Consider the following 16,648-nt stretch of genomic DNA (forward strand, 5'->3'; position numbering starts at 1 on the left):
AAAAAATAAAAATGAACAATAATACTCTTACAAAATCAGGTGTTTTAAATAAAAAGGAAATTTCAAGTTTTAAATTTTTACTTATAAAATCGAAACTAAGTGAAAATATAAAAAAAATATCAGTTCAATTAGGTTTAAAATCGTATTCTAAATTTAATTTTAATGATTTAAAAATTCCAGATTCAAAATTAGCTCTTTTAGCTATTGAAGAAGCAAATGATATCTATAACCCTATTCTCCTAAAACATTGTTATCGAACTTTTTTCTGGAGTGCAGGAATCGCCATTTCAGAAGGAATAAAAACAGACAATGAACTCCTATTTATATCTTCTATTTTACACGATTCTGGATTAACAGACAAACACAATCATATTTGCTCTAAACAATGTTTTGCTAATTACGGCGGTGATTATGCTAAAAAATTTGTCATTAAAAATGGAGCTCCCATTAATAAAGCTAATATTATAAAAAAAGCCATTGATATGCATTTATACCCTAATGTGGATATAAATAAATTTGGTAATGAACCTTATTTATTAGCAAAAGGTGCTACAATGGATGTTATTGGGAGTCATCATTTTCAACTTCCTAATAAATTTATTACAGATACTCACAAAAATTACCCTCGGATTAACTTTAAAAAAGATATTATACAAACAATAGAAACATTAAATCACAAAGAAAATACTAGAGCTGATATTCTTTATAAAATGGGATTTGATAAACTAGCTAACAAAAACATATTAGACACTTACTAATTCCTTTAATTAATAATTAACTTAATGAAATCATTTTTAAACTCAAATATAGGCAGACTACGTTTGTTAGCAGTTCTAGAAGGTAGTTCTTTACTTATATTACTCTTTTTTTCTATGCCTTGGAAACAACTTTACAATATAACCTTATTAACTTCAATTTTAGGTCCTATTCACGGTATACTTTTTCTGCTATTTGTTATAAATACTATTAATTTAGCAATAGAAAATAACTTAAAATTCAAAAAAACAACTTGGAAAATTTTAATTGCTTGTTTTATCCCATTTGGAACAATCTATATAGACTATAAAATATTAAAACCCTTATATGAAATACATTTGAGAAATATAAAATAAAGCCAGTGGGTAACAATGGTAACCGTTGCACAAGCCAATAATAAATAGTTCAACTGTGATAAAAAAACGTCTTTAGAGACGGTTTTTTTTTATACACTTAAAATTTTAGGTGATTTAGAGGGTCCTAAAAGCGACTTAATAGCTTTATAAAAGGTGTTTTTGAGACTAAAATAAAGCACAAGTGCTCCTGCACCACTTTTAGTGCGTTTTTCAATAAATTTCATATATTTTTTGAGGTTGTAAGCAATAGCTGAGAGTTGCATACATTTATTGGCCTGTTTTATACCAATAGTATTTACCTTGTTTAAACCCATAAACTGTGTCAGGGTTCCAAATACGGGTTCTACGGTGCTTTGCCGTTTTCCTTTCAAGTAGCGCCCTTGATTACTGTTTACTCGAGCTATATTACGTTGGTATTCCTCACGATAATAGGTAACGGTAAATTTCTTTTCTTGGGCTGATTTCCCTAAACACGATGTACGAATCGGGCAGTCAATACACAACTGTTTTGACCCGCGATATTCCTTCTTTTTGGTGTTATTCTTTTTTTCTATAAATACCTTTTTAAACGGTATGGTTTTACCTTCTGGACAGGTGTAATGATCCTTCTCTTTATCATAAGTAAATCCATTTGGACCACCTTTATAAGTCCCATGAGCAGGGATAAAACTTTTTAAACCTATAGCTTCTAGAAACGCATAATTCTCTCCGCTACTATAGCCCGTGTCGGCTACACAATTTTCCCAAACCAGCTGTGATTTCCAAAGCCGTTGTTTTACACGCTTAACAATGTCTGGTAAGTGCTGACTGTCTTTACCGTCTGCGTGGTACGCTTTTATATCGCTTATAACATGGTTTGCAGTATCTACAGTAAGCTGACTGAGGTAATTAAGTTTTCTTGCTTTGCCGGGTTTTACAATAATACGCGCATCGGGATCGGTTGGACTATAATGGGTCTTATTACTCGTGTAGCGACTGCCTTTTACGCCCGCTCCTGGGCGAGCATCTTGATCTTTTGCCCATTTGGTATTACGGCTTTTTATAGCCTGTAATTCTTTGGTAGATGCAGATAAAGTTTGCTGATTTTTATCTGCTTTGTTTTCTTTAGATTGCCTTAAAGGGGTGTGCTTATCTCGATTGCTAATGTTACGAATTTGGCGCAGGTGATGTTCTAAATCTTCTTCGGGAACTTTAAGTTCTAATGTATCCATAGAAGCATTCGCCTTTACAGGGGCTGAGTCTATGGTTTGGGTATGTCCAGCGACCATACCTGCTGACACACATAGTTCAAAAACCTTTATAAAAACAGATTCAAAGACGTCTTCTGGAAATAATTGTCGTGTACGGCTAATGGTAGAGTGCCAGGGTAATTCTTCGTCTATATCATAACCTAAAAAATACAGTATATCCAAACGCATGCTACAATGTGCAATAAGCTTGCGAGGGCTAGTTATATTTTCTAAATATCCCACTAAACAAAGTTTAAAAAACACAATGGGATCGATGCTTTTTTGTCCGCTTGATCCATAGAACTTTTGAGTGGTTTTATAAAGAAAATTAAGATCTATAGCTCTATGAAGCCGCCGGTAGAAATTGTCTTCTGGTACACGTTCGCTAAGTCTAAATTGATTGAATAGCTTCTCTTGATATGTCTTTTTCCCCTGCATATATAAAGATAAGAAACATTCGTTTTTTAAGCAATTGCATTACTGCTTTTTTCTTAACTTGTGCAACGGGCACAAAGGCTATAAGTAATACGGGTTTGGTGTTTAATCAAAAGTTTAGTGTATTTTTATGATGTCCGCCAAATCTTTTGATTTGGCTTTGAAATAGAAAAATTAAAACAAAATAAAAAGTTTTGGCTAAGTGCTCAATCGGAAATTAATCGCTTATTTATTCCCGTACTAACCATAGCCTAAACCGTTGTACAGCATTAGAGAAACAGATGAAAAGAATCATTGATTTAAATATTGAATACATAAATCTTAAAAAAGAAAAATTAAATATTGACGGAGGAAATTCTGAAATAGAAAAATTTGAGGAATTTTATTTAGAGGAGGTTTTGAGTTTTGCAAAAGAGAATGATTATTCAAATCATCAATTGATTCAAGAAATAGGAAAATTAAAGATTGAAGACAAAACAGAATGGATAAATGAATATCTATTAATTAGATTAATTTGGAAAGTAGAACTTAAAAATGACACTGAAAGTAAAGATTTACTAGAAAAATTGATTAGAAAACTAATATTGAAAAATGATATCAATAATGCCGAGGAATATTATTTAGAATCCTATTTAGATATTTGGAATTATGATTTAGAGGGTTTAATACCGATTGACATTTTGGAATCTGTAATCTTAATGAAAAATCAGAAAAACATTATTAGATATGGAGCTTTTATAAAAGCTGTTTCATATTTAAGTGATTATCCTGAATCTGAGCAAAATGATGTTTTAAAAAAAGCAAAAAACACAAAATTATACTCAGAGGATGAATATTATAAAGAATGGATAGACTAGATTGAAAAGAAAAAACGCTGTACAACACTATATATAGCAAATTGGGCGATTTGTGCTTAACCCAAAAATTCGTGTCTATTTACAAAGTCGCCAAATCTTTTGATTTGGTATTAAAAGATAAAAATTAAAACAAAATAAAAAGATTTGGCTTGTGTTTAATCCAAAAGTAATCGCTTATTTTCTGCCCAACTTGCCATATATTTAACGTTGTGCACAAGTTAAAAACCGAACTTATAGATGAAATTTGAACTGCCATTTAAAGAACAAATCTATAACGAACAAATGACTCTGAATTTCAACACTGCTTGGAATAAGAATCTGAAAAAAAATAAAAAAAGACTGATTTGGGCAATTCCAATGATTTTATTGGGTGGACTAATAATTTATGGAGAAAACAATCTTGGATTTTTATTCATCGCAATCGGAATTCATTACTTGATTAACTTCTATGATTATTATTCGTTTTACAAGAAAAGTAAGAATACGTTTTTTGAATTAGTGGAAACGGAAAAAAACGGACAAATAAAAGCGAAAGAAAATTCTTTTTGGGAATTTAATGATGACCATTTTAGATATAAAGACTATAAATATGAGGCAAAAATAAAATGGGAAGCTTTCAAAAGTACTAGAGTGATAGACAAGAATTTGTTTATTGACCTTAACGTTGGGAATAACTCATCGTATGTAATAAGTGAAACTGAAATAGGAACTGACAATTTCCATAAATTAACTGAATTTGTTAGAAAGAAAATTGCACAAAAAACCAGTGTACAAGTTGAGGAAACAGAATGAAAGCGAAAATTGAAAAACATAAAGGAAAAGGGAAAGTTTACATTTGGACTTATAATGACAATAACCGAAATTATCCAGGTTGGAACTTTACGGTTGATTTAAAAGCGAGCGAAAACCTTTCTGAATTATTGAATTTAATGAATGCCTGCGAATGGTCAACTAAAAAGAAAATAACGACTGAATTGCCAACTCAAGCGCAACTGAATGTTCCGAATAACCAAAACGGAAATGCCAAATGGAAATCAAAACCAAATCTGACTCTGAATTGCAAAACGTCTGAATCGGAAAATCATTGGATGATTAATGAACTTGATAACGGAATTGAAATTCAATTCGGAAAAGCAAAACTGACTGAATTACAAAATGCAATAAAAGGAATTCCAAAAGGGAATGGAGATTTTGCCATTTCTGACCAAAACGAGGAGAATATTTTGTACTTCTGGTGGAATTTAGAAAAACAAAAAACCAGTGCACAACAAAGTACTGTGTATAAAACATAGCTAATAAAGGCTTTCCGAGAGGTTTGTGTTTATTTACAAAGACCGCCAAATTTTTAAATTTGGCTTTTAAGATTGATAAGTTAAAAACAAAATATAAAAATTCGGCTCTGTGTTAATCCGAAAAGTTAGCGTCTTTTTACACGCTACGTTTCATACAAACACGTTGTGCTTAATACAAAAAGCTAAATTAAATCAATGAATAAACTACTAATTGGATTAGCAACTTTAATCCTATTTGGTTGCAATACCGAAATCAAAAATGAGCAAAAAAACAGTAAGAACGAACAAAACCCTGAAACAGAAATAAACGGAAAAATTAGGGTTTTAAATTTTGGAACTGTTCATTTAAGCCAAACATCAGACGCAAATTCTTCTCAAATAGATTTGAATGACCCAAATGAAAAAGCTGACTTAAAAAAACTCGTTGAAAAAATCGTTAAATTTAAACCCACTATTATTTGCCTTGAGTTAGAACCTAAAAACAATGACTATATAGCTTCGACATATTCGGAATATGTAAAAGACCAAACTAAAAGATTAAATTACTCGGACGAATTAAATTCAATTGGACTTGAAGTGGCGCGACTGAGTGGCTCAAATCGAATTTATGGAATAGACAGCCAAACAGGTTTTGATTACCCAAGTTTAGTCGAGATTGCCAATAATAAAGTCGCTGACAGTCTTTACATTTCAGAAGTTATGAATAACTATCAAAGGGTAAACGCTTTAAAATTGAAAGAACAATTTAGGACGATCAACACGAGAGATTATAAAATGGAAACATTTAACTTATACAATTTTTTAGCGACACAACATACCAAAGGAAATCAGGAAGGAGTTGATGAAATTACTAAATTCTACCAACGGAATCTAAAAATGTATAGTAATTTTAACGATATAGAAATGACCGAAAACGACAAAGTTTTTATCCTTTTAGGAGCAACACACACTGCCTATTTTGACATTTTTCTGGAAAATAATCCAAAAATTCAATTAGAAAATCCGAATAAATATACTGATTACTAAAAAGTACTAAGCACAACAACGGTAACCGTTGCACAAGTCTATAATTTTGTAAAAAACGAATAGATATAAGCCTCTTAAAGAGGCTTATTTATTGTTGCTTGGTAATTATAAAGTTAATTTTGAATCTCTTAATATTGCTAAAAAGACTTGCCAATAACATTTTTTACTTAAAACAATAAAGCAAGCTGTCCCGCTCCACTTTTTATATGATTTTTTATAAATTTTAAGTATTTCTTCAAATTATAGGCTATAGCAGACATATGCATTATTTTATTTCACTGCTTTATACTGTAGGCTTCCCCTTTTTAGTAAAGCCTACATAATAACCTAAACAACTACAAACACTTATTTTAAATACCCGTTCTATTCGTTTTAAAAACAAAAGTATTTGAAATAACCGTTTAAGATCGCTTATCTAGTGAGTTGGAATCAAAACTAATCAAGTTGAACATTTGACGCATTCGCGAACGTACTCTGCAACCGTAACGCTCTCCAAGTTCTTTTGCATTTAAGTTTGTAGTGGCATGTGTTTTAACTTTTTGTTCTGAGTACAAATCATATCTTGACAGTAAAATTTCTCCCATCACATTGCAATCTTTTCCATAATGTCTTCCCATTGGCTCAACTCCTAAATCATCAAAACAATAATAATGATTATCTCCATAGTCGTTTATGGTTTTATATCCAATGTGATTGAAACCAAATGAAATATTACGACTAGGTATTATTTTATACGGTTTTTGATGTGGAACCATATACCTCAATAACTTCATTAGACTTGTTTTACCGCAACCTACAGGTCCTGTAAGCAAGATTCCTTTATGAATATCAACATCTAGTTTTTTACAATTGGTTTCATCCTTGATAAAATAATTACAGAGTTTAAAAAGCACCGCTCGGTCTTCTTCATAGACTTTAAATTTAGAACCAAATAACAATTTTCCTTTAGCGTTAAGGTAAATTAGCATTTTATCAAAATCGTAGATTATCTGATTCCCATCAAGTTCACCTAATTGATACTGAAGTTTTCCTTCACTAATGATATGTGGTTTAAGGTTATTCATAAAGGCTCATCATAGTTTTTATTTGAACTCGTCTTTAAGTTGTCCTGATATGGGTCAGTTGTGCTTTGTTTCTCTTTAGTTTTACAATTCTGTGCATTTAAAATTTCAAAAATTTCATGTTTGTTTATGTTTTCACTGTTTTTAATAATTTGTATATGTTTGTTATTAGATACCAATGCTTGTTCTGTACTTGTCTCTAAATTAGACTTCTTCCAAGCTAGAACTTGTTCATCACTTGTCTCAAAATCAAACATCTTAATTCTACTCCCTCTAAAAGGATTATGAGAGGGAGAATACAATAAATAGTTCCAATGACTTAATTCCTTAATACATTTATGATACGTTGATTTTGATCCTATTTTGGACAAGGTCATCACTTCCTCTCGATTGATAAAAAATTCATCTTTAAAATAATTCGTATTCCAAATTTGGAATAAGGCTACATACAGACTTATGTGAGTAGGGTTCAATCGTGAGTCATTAGAGAATTGTATAAATACTCCATTCAGGTGTTTGATATAATTAATCTCTTTCAATTTAATATTTTAAAATTTATTATGAATCCTATTATTTTCTAAAATATTTATGATCTCTTGATAATTATAGTAAAGCACTCCTCCTATTTTTGTGTAGGGCAATGTACCATTGATTCTCAAGTTCTGTAAAGTTCCTGGAGAAATTCCTAATAGCTCTCGAACTTCTGGAGACTTAATCCATTTTTTTTGTTTAAGGTTACTTTGTCCGTTTATGATTTTTTTAAATTCTTGAATTAGTTCCAATTTAAACTCTCTTAAATCATCACTTGTAATAATTGTTGCTCCCATTTTGTAATTTTTTTAATAACAAAGCCGTCATTTTGCTCATCTAATTTTTAACAACGGCTTTGTATTGATTTGACTTTCGTTGTACAATATTGAGAACTTTCTAAGATTATATTTCAATAGATACTCCCAAGTTGGGAATTTTTATTTTGTTGTTTTTTCTGTGAAATATGCCTTAGGATTAAATCCTTCAACCATTACATTCATTGGAATTGTATACTCTATTAAAATACAAAATACGTTTACTAAACTTTCCCACCTTGGGGTTATGTATGGATCCAAATAAAAAAAAGAGTCCTTATCCCTAAAGCACCTACACACTGAAAAACAGATGATTTTATAATTTATTGAGAATGAAAAATACTATGAACATCATTATGAATTTTATCAAAATTCAACTGCAGTTCTTTTTCTGTGTATTCTACTGTTTTTGGAGGGGATATTTTTTTCATCTTTTGCAATTTAAATTGCGTTCTTTGATCTTTTCCATCAGCGAAACAAATAAATTCTCCTTGCTTTAAGCGAAAAAAGATATCTGCTCTATTTTTTGGAGTTTCCTTTTCTCCTATTGTTAGGCGAGTATCAAAATCTAGATTAGATCCACGGCTAGTACTCTTAGTGGATTTTTTAACAATTTCAAAGAAGCGTTCATAATATTTAGCTGTGTCCGGATCATTTACTTTTCCAAAAAATTGATAAGAGAGGTTACTTAATATTGCCTTACTTACTTTTTCTCCGTAGAGAATATCATTTTGAATTTTATCCTGCATCACATAAATTGTAGCAATGTTATAACTTCTAAGTGTAGCTGGAATGCGTTGCATATTTAAAAGTCGGATTGTAGGAGCTTCTTCCATAAGTAAAAAAGAGGGCTTTGAATTTCGCACACTCATTTGTTTAGTGATTGTATGAACAATCATTGCAATTACAGGGGAATAGGATGTCTGGAATTTAGGGTTGTTTACTAAAGAAATAACATTAGCCCTAACATGATCATTACTATTTATATTTAGTGGTACCTCATCTTCTGACAATGCCATGAATATACGTTTAGTGCTAATTCTTTTAAGAGCGTTTGCCAAGGTACTCTTCACTGCTGCTGTTTGTCTATCCGATTCTTTACCACTTATAAAAGCATCTGCCATTGCTTTAGAAGTTCTGTTGGACTCTAAAAACAATATAAGGCTATCACTGTCTAGATACTGATAAACAGCAATTAAATGTGGTAGTGTACAGAATTGAGGATATGTTGTTTTGAGTTTCCAAATTAATCCACCAATCAATCCTTCGGCTGCATCAATAAAAAATTTTGTGGCTCCTGAATTGCCCTCTTCTTTTTGCTCCAATAAATTTTCAATTAATACACGAGATATTTCATTTACACTTTCTTCATTTTCCATATACCTTGGAGCTATTGGATTTACCTTATGATGAATTTGATCAAAAGATATTGTAAAAAAAGGAATATTATGATCCTCAAATAACGGATAAGCCATCTCTGTGAGTTCAAAATTTTTATAATCATGAATAACACCTGAGAATCCATATTTACTAAAATGTTGTAATAAATTAAAAACAATACTTTCTGTTTTTCCGCTACCTGCCGACCCAATAATTGACACTCCTCTTCTTATGTTTTGAATTTTAAAACCTCCAGATTTTACTTTAAAATTGACCACATATTTTTTAGGTACGTTGTTTTCTCTAGACTCGTAAAAATATACATAAAACACTACCCAAATAACTACCAAGGGGACAACCACATAAAGTATAATATGGGCGATTAAATTTATCATATTCCTATAGAGCTTGAATTTATTCCTAGTTCAACACCACGTTTTAGTTGTTTTATAACCTTAAGAGCCAGTTTAACCTTTGTGGCTGGTATATTTATTCCAGGCACTCCCATATTACCCAAAATTTTAAATGCAATTGCCTTTTCGTCCGAAGGCAACCCTAATATTGTTGAGAAATACAGGTGCTGATTTTTTAAAAATACTTTTCTTGCTTGATATGTTTCGGCATAATTCCTTTTATACTTAAATTGCTGATCAAACCTCTTCTCTGCATTTTCAAAAAATAGATCTCTATCAAAACCACGCTTTACTATTTTCCCATTCATAACCGTATTTGCTGCCTTATACTTACTCCCTGGCGATAAACTCACTGAATTTGAAGCATCTTTTCTACTTACAATAATGTGTATATGACTTTGGTTCCCTTCTTTGAGCATTCCTTGAACAATTCTTTTTCCGTTTAGTTGATGAGGCGCAGTTTTTTCTAACTTGTCTATTTCTTTCTGGATTTTTTTTATCTTGTTCTTCTCCCCTAAACTAATCGCCTCCCGAATATCTTTTTTTAGAGCCAATATTTTAGTGGCAAAGATTTGATTTTCTTTCACTTGTTTATCAGTTCCCTTAAACCTTCTTTGGTGTTCCACTTTCGCATAATATTTTATATCATCAATTGTGATTGGTTTACCATTAATTTCTCTATTAAATGAATTCACATAATCTTTCATTAGTGCTCTGGTGTAGGCTTTTAAATCTGCGCTACTATTTTGTAATTGGCTCAATTCATATTTACTTGGACTAACCGTAATAGCGTAAAACTTTGGTTCTTTCTTTTTTAGCTTACTGGTATTCTTATCAATACCTTTACTAACATCTTTGGCACATATTTCATCCTCATATTGATTAAAAAAATGTTCCATTTCATTACTTTCAATTCCAATGTTTTCTTTTTCCAAGTAATCGACATAATTTGCCACACTCTGAGAAAATGACTCTCCCAATTTTTGAGGGGTTATGGTGATATACATAAAACTTATGCTTATAAATTATTATTTTTCTCACTAAATCGGGTTGGAAGTTCCTTTCTATTTTTCCTTTCAACCAACAATGATTTACTTTTAGGTTCCATTTCTTCAAACAATGCCTGTAGCATAGCTACAGTGGGTTTGGTCTGTTTTTTTTCAATATCTCTTAAAATTGCAATTACTGCACTAATCCTTTTTTTAATTAAATTTTCTAATGTATAAATCGTTGAATCCAAAGATTTATCTGGAGATAAATTATTAGCTTCAAAAAACTCTAACATTAATAGAAGCGTCATTGAATTTGACTTATGAAGCTTTTTACTATAGAGTCTAAATTTTTTAGCCACTGAAGTTTTTATACTTATACTTTCAAACGACTCTTTTTCATAACCTTTATCCATATTTCCGTGAAATAAATATTGAATTTATTGAATTGAAGAGGTTTATCCATTAATTTCATAAGAGTATGAAACATTAAGAAACATATAAACACTTCATTACAAGCTATTTAAATACAATAGTTGTAGTGTAACACCGCTTTAGCGTGTTATCCTCTTGCTTTTCCTTTTTTATTCGCGACCGCGAAAAAAATTCAAACAAACTGACAAAAGTCAGTTGCCTATTTTCAAAAAAAATCCTATATAAATGTATTTAATTAGTAGAAAAGAGAAAAACGAGATTTATGGCTAAATACATTGAAATACCACTAACAACTATGATTGAGATATTATGGAGAAAAAAAAAAGGCGTGGTACAAAATGAAAGACCTTATTTAACAAAGGTCTTTTTAAGTTAAGTGTTTAAACAATTATTCAATTACTGGTTTTACAGCAAAGCATTATCTGCAAAACTATAATAGTTGCCATTGGGAGTAATAATCAAATGGTCCAAAACTTTGATATCGAAAAATACTGCTGCTTGTTTTATTTTTTTGGTAATATTTTTATCTGCTTCGCTTGGTGATAATGTTCCTGATGGATGATTATGGGAAAGAATTATGCCAACTGATAAGGATTTTAAAACCACTGCAAATAAAATTCGTACGTCAATCAACGTACTATTAATACCACCTTGAGATAACTGAAATATTCCTTTTACCCTATTATTATTAGCTAAAAGAATTACTTTAAAGGACTCATACATGGCAATGGTATTTTTATTCCAATGTTCATATAACAATTCACTTGCATCTTTTGATGAATTTATCTTACGCCAGTACGTTTCTGGTGTTTTATCCATATAACTAACAGTTATTTCACTTATTACATTTTTCATAATATGATATTTAGGTTAAACATAAAGAGAGTGTACCTAGTAAGGTATCACTCTCTCTTATTACAATTAATTACCATTAAAGAATAAAATTTCACTTACTTCTATTTCTGTTACATAGCGCTTGTTTCCATCTTCTGTAGTAAAGTTTTTTGTCTTCAATTTTCCAACAACACCTAACTCTTTTCCTTGGAATACATAATTTTCTATGATATCCGCTTTAGCTCCCCAGGCAACAAGGGTATGCCAGTTCGTATCTGTTTGCTTTTCATTATTACTATTTTTGTATTGCTCATTTGTGGCTAATGAAAAACGAGCAACTTTTTTGCCTCCTTCTAGGTTCGTAATTGTTGGCTCCTTCCCAACATTTCCAATTAATTGTACGTAGTTTTTAATAGAACTCATTTGTTTAGATTTAAAGATTAATATTTAGTTAAATTCATTTACTTATTATATCTAGAGTGTTTTCCTTTTTTAATTTTAGGACCACTTCATTTTGGGTATTTAAAAATGATTTTTCGCTAGGATATTTTAATTTACTTTCCATAGAGCCTTCGTTGTTACCTTTTTTGATGCCCTATTGGATTCAATCTTTAGATGTGATACAACGTATAAAAAAGTGTGAGTAACGAACCTGGTTTATGCCGTTGAATCACATCTAAAGATTGTTGTTTTGCTGAAGAAAAAAGGTAATAATGAAGACTAAAGTATAAGTAAAAAGCAGTGTGAATTTGAAAATAACTGGAGTGGTACTAAACAATAAATTGGAAGTATTAAAAAAATAAAATAATCACATCCTAACCTTTAAATGAAAGTATTTTAAAAATAGAACACAGAAGTATTATAAGCTAGAATAGTGTATTAATTGGAAATACTTAAAATCTTAATCCTTATTAAAGACTAAAGAATTATATAATCAGAGGTTTTTTTGATATAAAATTACTTGTACTTAATATTAAGCAATTCTTTAGGATGAACTTCTAAACCTTTAGCCAATTCTAGTAATGTGGATAATTGAATATTTCTTTTTCCTTTTTCTATTTTGCTAATATCACTGTAGTCTATATTACAGCGTATAGACAACTCACGAAGACTTAATTTTTTCTCTACCCTTAATTGCTTTATTTGTTTACCAAACAATTTCAAAAAAATATCCTTGGTGTTATCCATCTCTTCACATTAGTTACAAATAACAAGTTGATAAGATTAAATTGAAAATTTGTGGGTAAAAAAACCCACATTTGATATTTTTTGTTATATTTGACTATATTTTATATAAATTTGCGATTCTTCATTTAAACATATTGAAGCATTCGCTTTGAATCTCGTATCAGAAAACTGGTAATTTGAAAGGAACGAGAAGATAAGTACGATGCTCACGTCTATGGCGTGGGCTCACTTATTGTTCCTCGGTATACCAGTACCCCTGATACAATAATGTGAGTTCCATGCTTTTTTTTGCACATTTGATTCATTGCAGGACTTCTTATTTATAAAGATCCAGTTTATTTAAATTTTCAAGCGACTAATTCACAGATATAAATTAGTCTGATTAACGTTTAAATTAAAAAATATAAGCTATGAACTGATCCTACAAAAAAACAAAAGCCTCCCAACCACTGTTGCCACAATCGTTCAGGAGGCTTACTAAATTAAGTAACACTTAACTCATTCAAAATTATGAAAAAAAATCATAAAAGTCTGGGCAGAACCCTTATATTCTGTACATTCTATATTATTACCACATTTTGCTATTCTAATGCAAATTACAACAATTGTAATCTATCACTTCAGGATAGTATAAAAATCATTATTCAAGGAAAAATAACTGACCAGTTTAAAAACCCAATTCATAATGTTCATATCGGTATATCTGGTAGAAAGAGCGGCACAATGTCGAATCAAGAAGGTATCTATTCTATTAAAGCTTTTTATAATGACACTCTTAGAGTATCTTATTTGGGATACAAAACACAGTTAATAGCTATAAACAATAGGAAGAAAATAAACATTCAGTTGATAGAGGACATTACTGAATTAGATGCCATAACTTTAAACGCTGGTTATTATAAAGTTTCCGAAAAGGTAACTACAGGAAGTATTGTTAAAGTATCTAAAGAGCATATTGAATTCCAACCTGTATCCAATCCACTTTCAGCACTTCAAGGAAGAGTTACGGGGGTGGAAATTGTGCAATCTTCAGGTGTTCCTGGTTCAGAATTTTCTATAAAAATAAGAGGTCAAAATAGCATTAGACAAACGGGGAACTCTCCTCTTTATATTGTAAATGGTGTACCCTATTCTTCTAATAGTCTTGGTGACGTACAAACCTCTGGGTCGATATTGCCAGGAGGAAAAGGAAGCAATCCTTTAAACAATATCAACACCTCAGATATCGAGCGTATAGAAATTCTTAAAGATGCTGATGCCACTGCAATTTACGGATCAAGAGGTGCTAATGGTGTTGTATTGATAACCACAAAAAGTGGTACAGCAGGAAAAACCACCTATAATTTTAATATAACAACTGGTTTTGGACATGTCTCTAATAGACTCCCCCTACTATCCACTCCTCAATATATCGCGATGCGTCAAGAAGCGTACCGAAATGATGGGGTGACAGAAATACCTAGCAATGCCTATGATATCAATGGTACTTGGTCACAAAGTAGAGACACCAATTGGCAGAAAGAATTTTTCGGAAAAACAGCGATATTTTCAAGTGTTCAATCTTCCATAAGAGGAGGTACAGAGCGAACAAAATTTATGATTAGTAACAATTTAAATCGACAGACCACTGTATTTCCTGGAGAATTCGAAAATATTAAATTCTCTTTGTTGTCTACGCTTCAACATAGAACAAAGGATGACAGACTAAGCCTAAATTTTTCGATGAATTACACTAAAGACAATAATAATTTACTATCTACAGATTTGGTTAGGGAAGCCTTATATCTACCTCCCAATGCTCCAGAACTCTACAATGAAGATGGTACTTTAAATTGGGCTAATTCAACATGGAACAATCCCCTACGCCAACTCGAATCAGAATATTCCGCAAGTGGAAATAGCTTAATTGGTAATTTAACTATTGATTACAAGCTATTAGAAAATTTAAAAATAATTGGCAATTTAGGGTATACTGAGAGTAGTTTAGCCGAATTAAGAACTATTCCTTCAACCACTCTAAATCCTGCCTATGGTCTTGGAAGCGAGGCCTCATCAGCGATACATAACGCAGGTAGCAGAAAATCTTGGATTATTGAACCACAACTGCATTGGAATTTTAATCTGAATGACGTTAAAATAGCAACTCTTTTTGGCCTAACCTTTCAAGATCAAAGAAGTGAAAGGTTAGGGCAATATGCTAGCGGTTTTTCTAGTAATGCACTCATTGAAAATATAGCGGCAGCCTCTAATCTTTACATTTTAGGAAACACGGAGTCCAACTATAAGTACAATGCATTCTTCAGCAGATTAAATATGAACAAAAATGGGAAATACATAATAAATCTAACGGGCCGACGAGATGGTTCAAGTCGTTTCGGAGAAGAAAAACGCTTTTCAAATTTTGGAGCAATTGGTGCGGCCTGGATTTTATCCGAAGAAAAGCTATTTAAAAGGCACCTACCGTTCTTAAGTTTTGGAAAAATAAGGGCAAGTTATGGTGTAACTGGTAATGATCAAATTGGGGATTATCAATATTTAGATACCTATACTGTAGGTTCTTCTCAATATGATGGAGTTACTGGCATTCACCCAACACGCTTATATAACCCAAACTATAATTGGGAAAAAAACAAAAAGATTGAAATTGCGCTGGATCTTGGTTTATATAATGATCGAATATTTTTCAGCACTAATTTCTATACTAATAAATCATCTAACCAACTCATTGGTATACCACTACCAGGAACGACAGGGTTCAATATAGTTACAGCGAATTTAGACGCGATAATTGAAAATAAAGGTTGGGAATTTGCTATAAATACCACAAATATTTCAAATTCAAAATTCAAATGGTCTAGTTCCATAAACTTAAGTATTGCTAAAAATGAACTACTCGAATTTCCTGAATTAGAAGGTTCTTCCTATGCAAATGAATTAGTTATAGGGGAATCATTAAACATTGTAAAAGTTTATGATTTTAATGGTGTTGACCAAGAGAGCGGTTTGTATACGTTTACTGACGTTAATAGTGACGGAGCAATCACTCCAGTTGAAGATAAGCAAACTATAGTAAACTTAGATCCAAAATATTATGGTGGTTTCTCAAATCATATCACTTGGAAAAAATTTTCATTGGATGCACTGTTTCAGTTTACGAAACAATTGGGTTACGATTTTTATGCTTCCTCAGGAGTGCCAGGCAGTCAAAGAAATCAAACTACGGCTGTTCTTAGTCGTTGGCAAAATCCAGGCGACGAAACTAGTTTACAAAAGTACACCAGCGGACTTAATTCTGATGCGTTTGAGGCATACACAAATTATAGTGAAAGTGATGCTGTATTAACTGATGCCTCGTACATAAGGCTCAAAACAGTATCCTTGAATTATAACCTTCCTATATCGGGTACTCTTGATGGTAAATGTCAACTCTTTATTCAAGGACAAAATTTATTGACACTTACAAAATATAATGGTCTAGACCCTGAGACTAGATCTAGTAGTGTTCTTCCTCCTTTAAAAGTCATTTCTATCGGAACAAAAATCACATTTTAA

Annotated in this window: 17 protein-coding genes and 1 pseudogene; 7 read left to right on the top strand and 11 right to left on the bottom strand. The window is 31.4% G+C overall.

Going from position 1 to position 16,648, the window contains the following annotated elements:
* Together BFJ87_RS04560 and BFJ87_RS04565 are read left to right on the top strand one after the other, a co-directional pair.
* Positions 1–758: HD domain-containing protein (locus BFJ87_RS04560; protein WP_338064780.1), on the top strand; the 758-nt coding region annotated here is incomplete at its 5' end.
* 24 nt (positions 759–782) lie between these two features.
* Positions 783–1,112, top strand: coding sequence for a DUF3817 domain-containing protein (locus BFJ87_RS04565; RefSeq protein ID WP_077400588.1), 330 nt, complete (start codon positions 783–785; stop codon positions 1,110–1,112).
* An 89-nt stretch (positions 1,113–1,201) separates the two neighbouring features.
* Here BFJ87_RS04565 and BFJ87_RS04570 read toward each other — a convergent pair whose 3' ends face one another.
* On the bottom strand, positions 1,202–2,779 hold the full coding sequence (locus BFJ87_RS04570; protein ID WP_077400591.1) for an IS1182 family transposase: 1,578 nt from the start codon (positions 2,777–2,779) through the stop codon (positions 1,202–1,204).
* A gap of 278 nt (positions 2,780–3,057) precedes the next feature.
* Here BFJ87_RS04570 and BFJ87_RS04575 point away from each other — a divergent pair, with 278 nt between their 5' ends.
* From BFJ87_RS04575 to BFJ87_RS04590, 4 genes are all read left to right on the top strand, one after another.
* The gene (locus BFJ87_RS04575; protein WP_077400594.1) at positions 3,058–3,633 is read left to right on the top strand and encodes a hypothetical protein; all 576 of its coding nucleotides are present in this window, start codon (positions 3,058–3,060) and stop codon (positions 3,631–3,633) included.
* A gap of 237 nt (positions 3,634–3,870) precedes the next feature.
* Entirely contained in the window at positions 3,871–4,425 is a 555-nt protein-coding gene (locus BFJ87_RS04580; RefSeq protein ID WP_077400597.1) for a hypothetical protein, read from the top strand.
* A complete protein-coding gene (locus BFJ87_RS04585; protein ID WP_077400600.1) occupies positions 4,422–4,925 on the top strand; it encodes a hypothetical protein in 504 nt (167 codons plus the stop codon). The genes BFJ87_RS04580 and BFJ87_RS04585 overlap by 4 nt, the downstream gene beginning before the upstream one ends.
* A 195-nt stretch (positions 4,926–5,120) precedes the next feature.
* The gene (locus tag BFJ87_RS04590; protein WP_077400603.1) at positions 5,121–5,951 is read left to right on the top strand and encodes a DUF5694 domain-containing protein; all 831 of its coding nucleotides are present in this window, start codon (positions 5,121–5,123) and stop codon (positions 5,949–5,951) included.
* A gap of 182 nt (positions 5,952–6,133) precedes the next feature.
* Here BFJ87_RS04590 and BFJ87_RS17160 read toward each other — a convergent pair.
* The 10 genes and pseudogenes from BFJ87_RS17160 to BFJ87_RS04635 form a co-directional block, all read right to left on the bottom strand.
* Positions 6,134–6,226, bottom strand: a pseudogene (locus tag BFJ87_RS17160) (transposase); the annotation flags it as partial.
* 126 nt (positions 6,227–6,352) lie between these two features.
* Complete coding sequence (locus BFJ87_RS04595) at positions 6,353–7,015, bottom strand: ATP-binding cassette domain-containing protein (protein WP_077400606.1); 663 nt, start codon at positions 7,013–7,015, stop codon at positions 6,353–6,355.
* Positions 7,012–7,389, bottom strand: coding sequence for a hypothetical protein (locus BFJ87_RS04600; protein ID WP_338064781.1), 378 nt, complete (start codon positions 7,387–7,389; stop codon positions 7,012–7,014). Before BFJ87_RS04600 ends, BFJ87_RS04595 begins: the two co-directional genes overlap by 4 nt.
* Positions 7,390–7,560: 171 nt before the next feature.
* Positions 7,561–7,839, bottom strand: a complete 279-nt coding sequence (locus tag BFJ87_RS04605) for a helix-turn-helix domain-containing protein (protein WP_077400611.1) — start codon at positions 7,837–7,839, stop codon at positions 7,561–7,563.
* A 341-nt stretch (positions 7,840–8,180) separates the two neighbouring features.
* Positions 8,181–9,632 carry a type IV secretory system conjugative DNA transfer family protein gene (locus BFJ87_RS04610; RefSeq protein ID WP_077400615.1) on the bottom strand — a complete coding sequence of 484 codons (1,452 nt, stop codon included), beginning with the start codon at positions 9,630–9,632 and terminating at the stop codon, positions 8,181–8,183.
* Complete coding sequence (gene mobB, locus BFJ87_RS04615) at positions 9,629–10,657, bottom strand: MobB family relaxase (protein ID WP_077400618.1); 1,029 nt, start codon at positions 10,655–10,657, stop codon at positions 9,629–9,631. The genes BFJ87_RS04610 and mobB overlap by 4 nt, the downstream gene beginning before the upstream one ends.
* A gap of 11 nt (positions 10,658–10,668) precedes the next feature.
* Positions 10,669–11,055 (bottom strand): BfmA/BtgA family mobilization protein, encoded by a 387-nt coding sequence (locus tag BFJ87_RS04620; RefSeq protein WP_077400620.1) that lies wholly within the window; start codon positions 11,053–11,055, stop codon positions 10,669–10,671.
* Positions 11,056–11,479: 424 nt separating this feature from the next.
* Positions 11,480–11,929, bottom strand: a complete 450-nt coding sequence (locus tag BFJ87_RS04625) for a JAB domain-containing protein (RefSeq protein ID WP_077400623.1) — start codon at positions 11,927–11,929, stop codon at positions 11,480–11,482.
* 66 nt (positions 11,930–11,995) lie between these two features.
* Positions 11,996–12,331 carry a single-stranded DNA-binding protein gene (locus BFJ87_RS04630; RefSeq protein WP_077400626.1) on the bottom strand — a complete coding sequence of 112 codons (336 nt, stop codon included), beginning with the start codon at positions 12,329–12,331 and terminating at the stop codon, positions 11,996–11,998.
* A gap of 534 nt (positions 12,332–12,865) precedes the next feature.
* Positions 12,866–13,096 carry a helix-turn-helix domain-containing protein gene (locus tag BFJ87_RS04635; protein WP_077400629.1) on the bottom strand — a complete coding sequence of 77 codons (231 nt, stop codon included), beginning with the start codon at positions 13,094–13,096 and terminating at the stop codon, positions 12,866–12,868.
* 510 nt (positions 13,097–13,606) lie between these two features.
* On the opposite strand from BFJ87_RS04635, the gene BFJ87_RS04640 reads away from it, so the two are divergent.
* Positions 13,607–16,648, top strand: coding sequence for a SusC/RagA family TonB-linked outer membrane protein (locus tag BFJ87_RS04640; protein WP_077400632.1), 3,042 nt, complete (start codon positions 13,607–13,609; stop codon positions 16,646–16,648).

The organism is Cellulophaga omnivescoria (genome assembly GCF_001999725.1).
In the GTDB taxonomy this organism is placed as follows: Bacteria; Bacteroidota; Bacteroidia; order Flavobacteriales; family Flavobacteriaceae; genus Cellulophaga; species Cellulophaga omnivescoria.

Bases quoted from the DNA above. Each gene is read 5' to 3' on its own strand.
- BFJ87_RS04565 (WP_077400588.1), top strand. From the start codon at position 783: ATGAAATCATTTTTAAACTCAAATATAGGCAGACTACGTTTGTTAGCA.
- BFJ87_RS04570 (WP_077400591.1), bottom strand. From the start codon at position 2,779: ATGCAGGGGAAAAAGACATATCAAGAGAAGCTATTCAATCAATTTAGA.
- BFJ87_RS04575 (WP_077400594.1), top strand. From the start codon at position 3,058: ATGAAAAGAATCATTGATTTAAATATTGAATACATAAATCTTAAAAAA.
- BFJ87_RS04580 (WP_077400597.1), top strand. From the start codon at position 3,871: ATGAAATTTGAACTGCCATTTAAAGAACAAATCTATAACGAACAAATG.
- BFJ87_RS04585 (WP_077400600.1), top strand. From the start codon at position 4,422: ATGAAAGCGAAAATTGAAAAACATAAAGGAAAAGGGAAAGTTTACATT.
- BFJ87_RS04590 (WP_077400603.1), top strand. From the start codon at position 5,121: ATGAATAAACTACTAATTGGATTAGCAACTTTAATCCTATTTGGTTGC.
- BFJ87_RS04595 (WP_077400606.1), bottom strand. From the start codon at position 7,015: ATGAATAACCTTAAACCACATATCATTAGTGAAGGAAAACTTCAGTAT.
- BFJ87_RS04600 (WP_338064781.1), bottom strand. From the start codon at position 7,389: ATGACCTTGTCCAAAATAGGATCAAAATCAACGTATCATAAATGTATT.
- BFJ87_RS04605 (WP_077400611.1), bottom strand. From the start codon at position 7,839: ATGGGAGCAACAATTATTACAAGTGATGATTTAAGAGAGTTTAAATTG.
- BFJ87_RS04610 (WP_077400615.1), bottom strand. From the start codon at position 9,632: ATGATAAATTTAATCGCCCATATTATACTTTATGTGGTTGTCCCCTTG.
- mobB (WP_077400618.1), bottom strand. From the start codon at position 10,657: ATGTATATCACCATAACCCCTCAAAAATTGGGAGAGTCATTTTCTCAG.
- BFJ87_RS04620 (WP_077400620.1), bottom strand. From the start codon at position 11,055: ATGGATAAAGGTTATGAAAAAGAGTCGTTTGAAAGTATAAGTATAAAA.
- BFJ87_RS04625 (WP_077400623.1), bottom strand. From the start codon at position 11,929: ATGAAAAATGTAATAAGTGAAATAACTGTTAGTTATATGGATAAAACA.
- BFJ87_RS04630 (WP_077400626.1), bottom strand. From the start codon at position 12,331: ATGAGTTCTATTAAAAACTACGTACAATTAATTGGAAATGTTGGGAAG.
- BFJ87_RS04635 (WP_077400629.1), bottom strand. From the start codon at position 13,096: ATGGATAACACCAAGGATATTTTTTTGAAATTGTTTGGTAAACAAATA.
- BFJ87_RS04640 (WP_077400632.1), top strand. From the start codon at position 13,607: ATGAAAAAAAATCATAAAAGTCTGGGCAGAACCCTTATATTCTGTACA.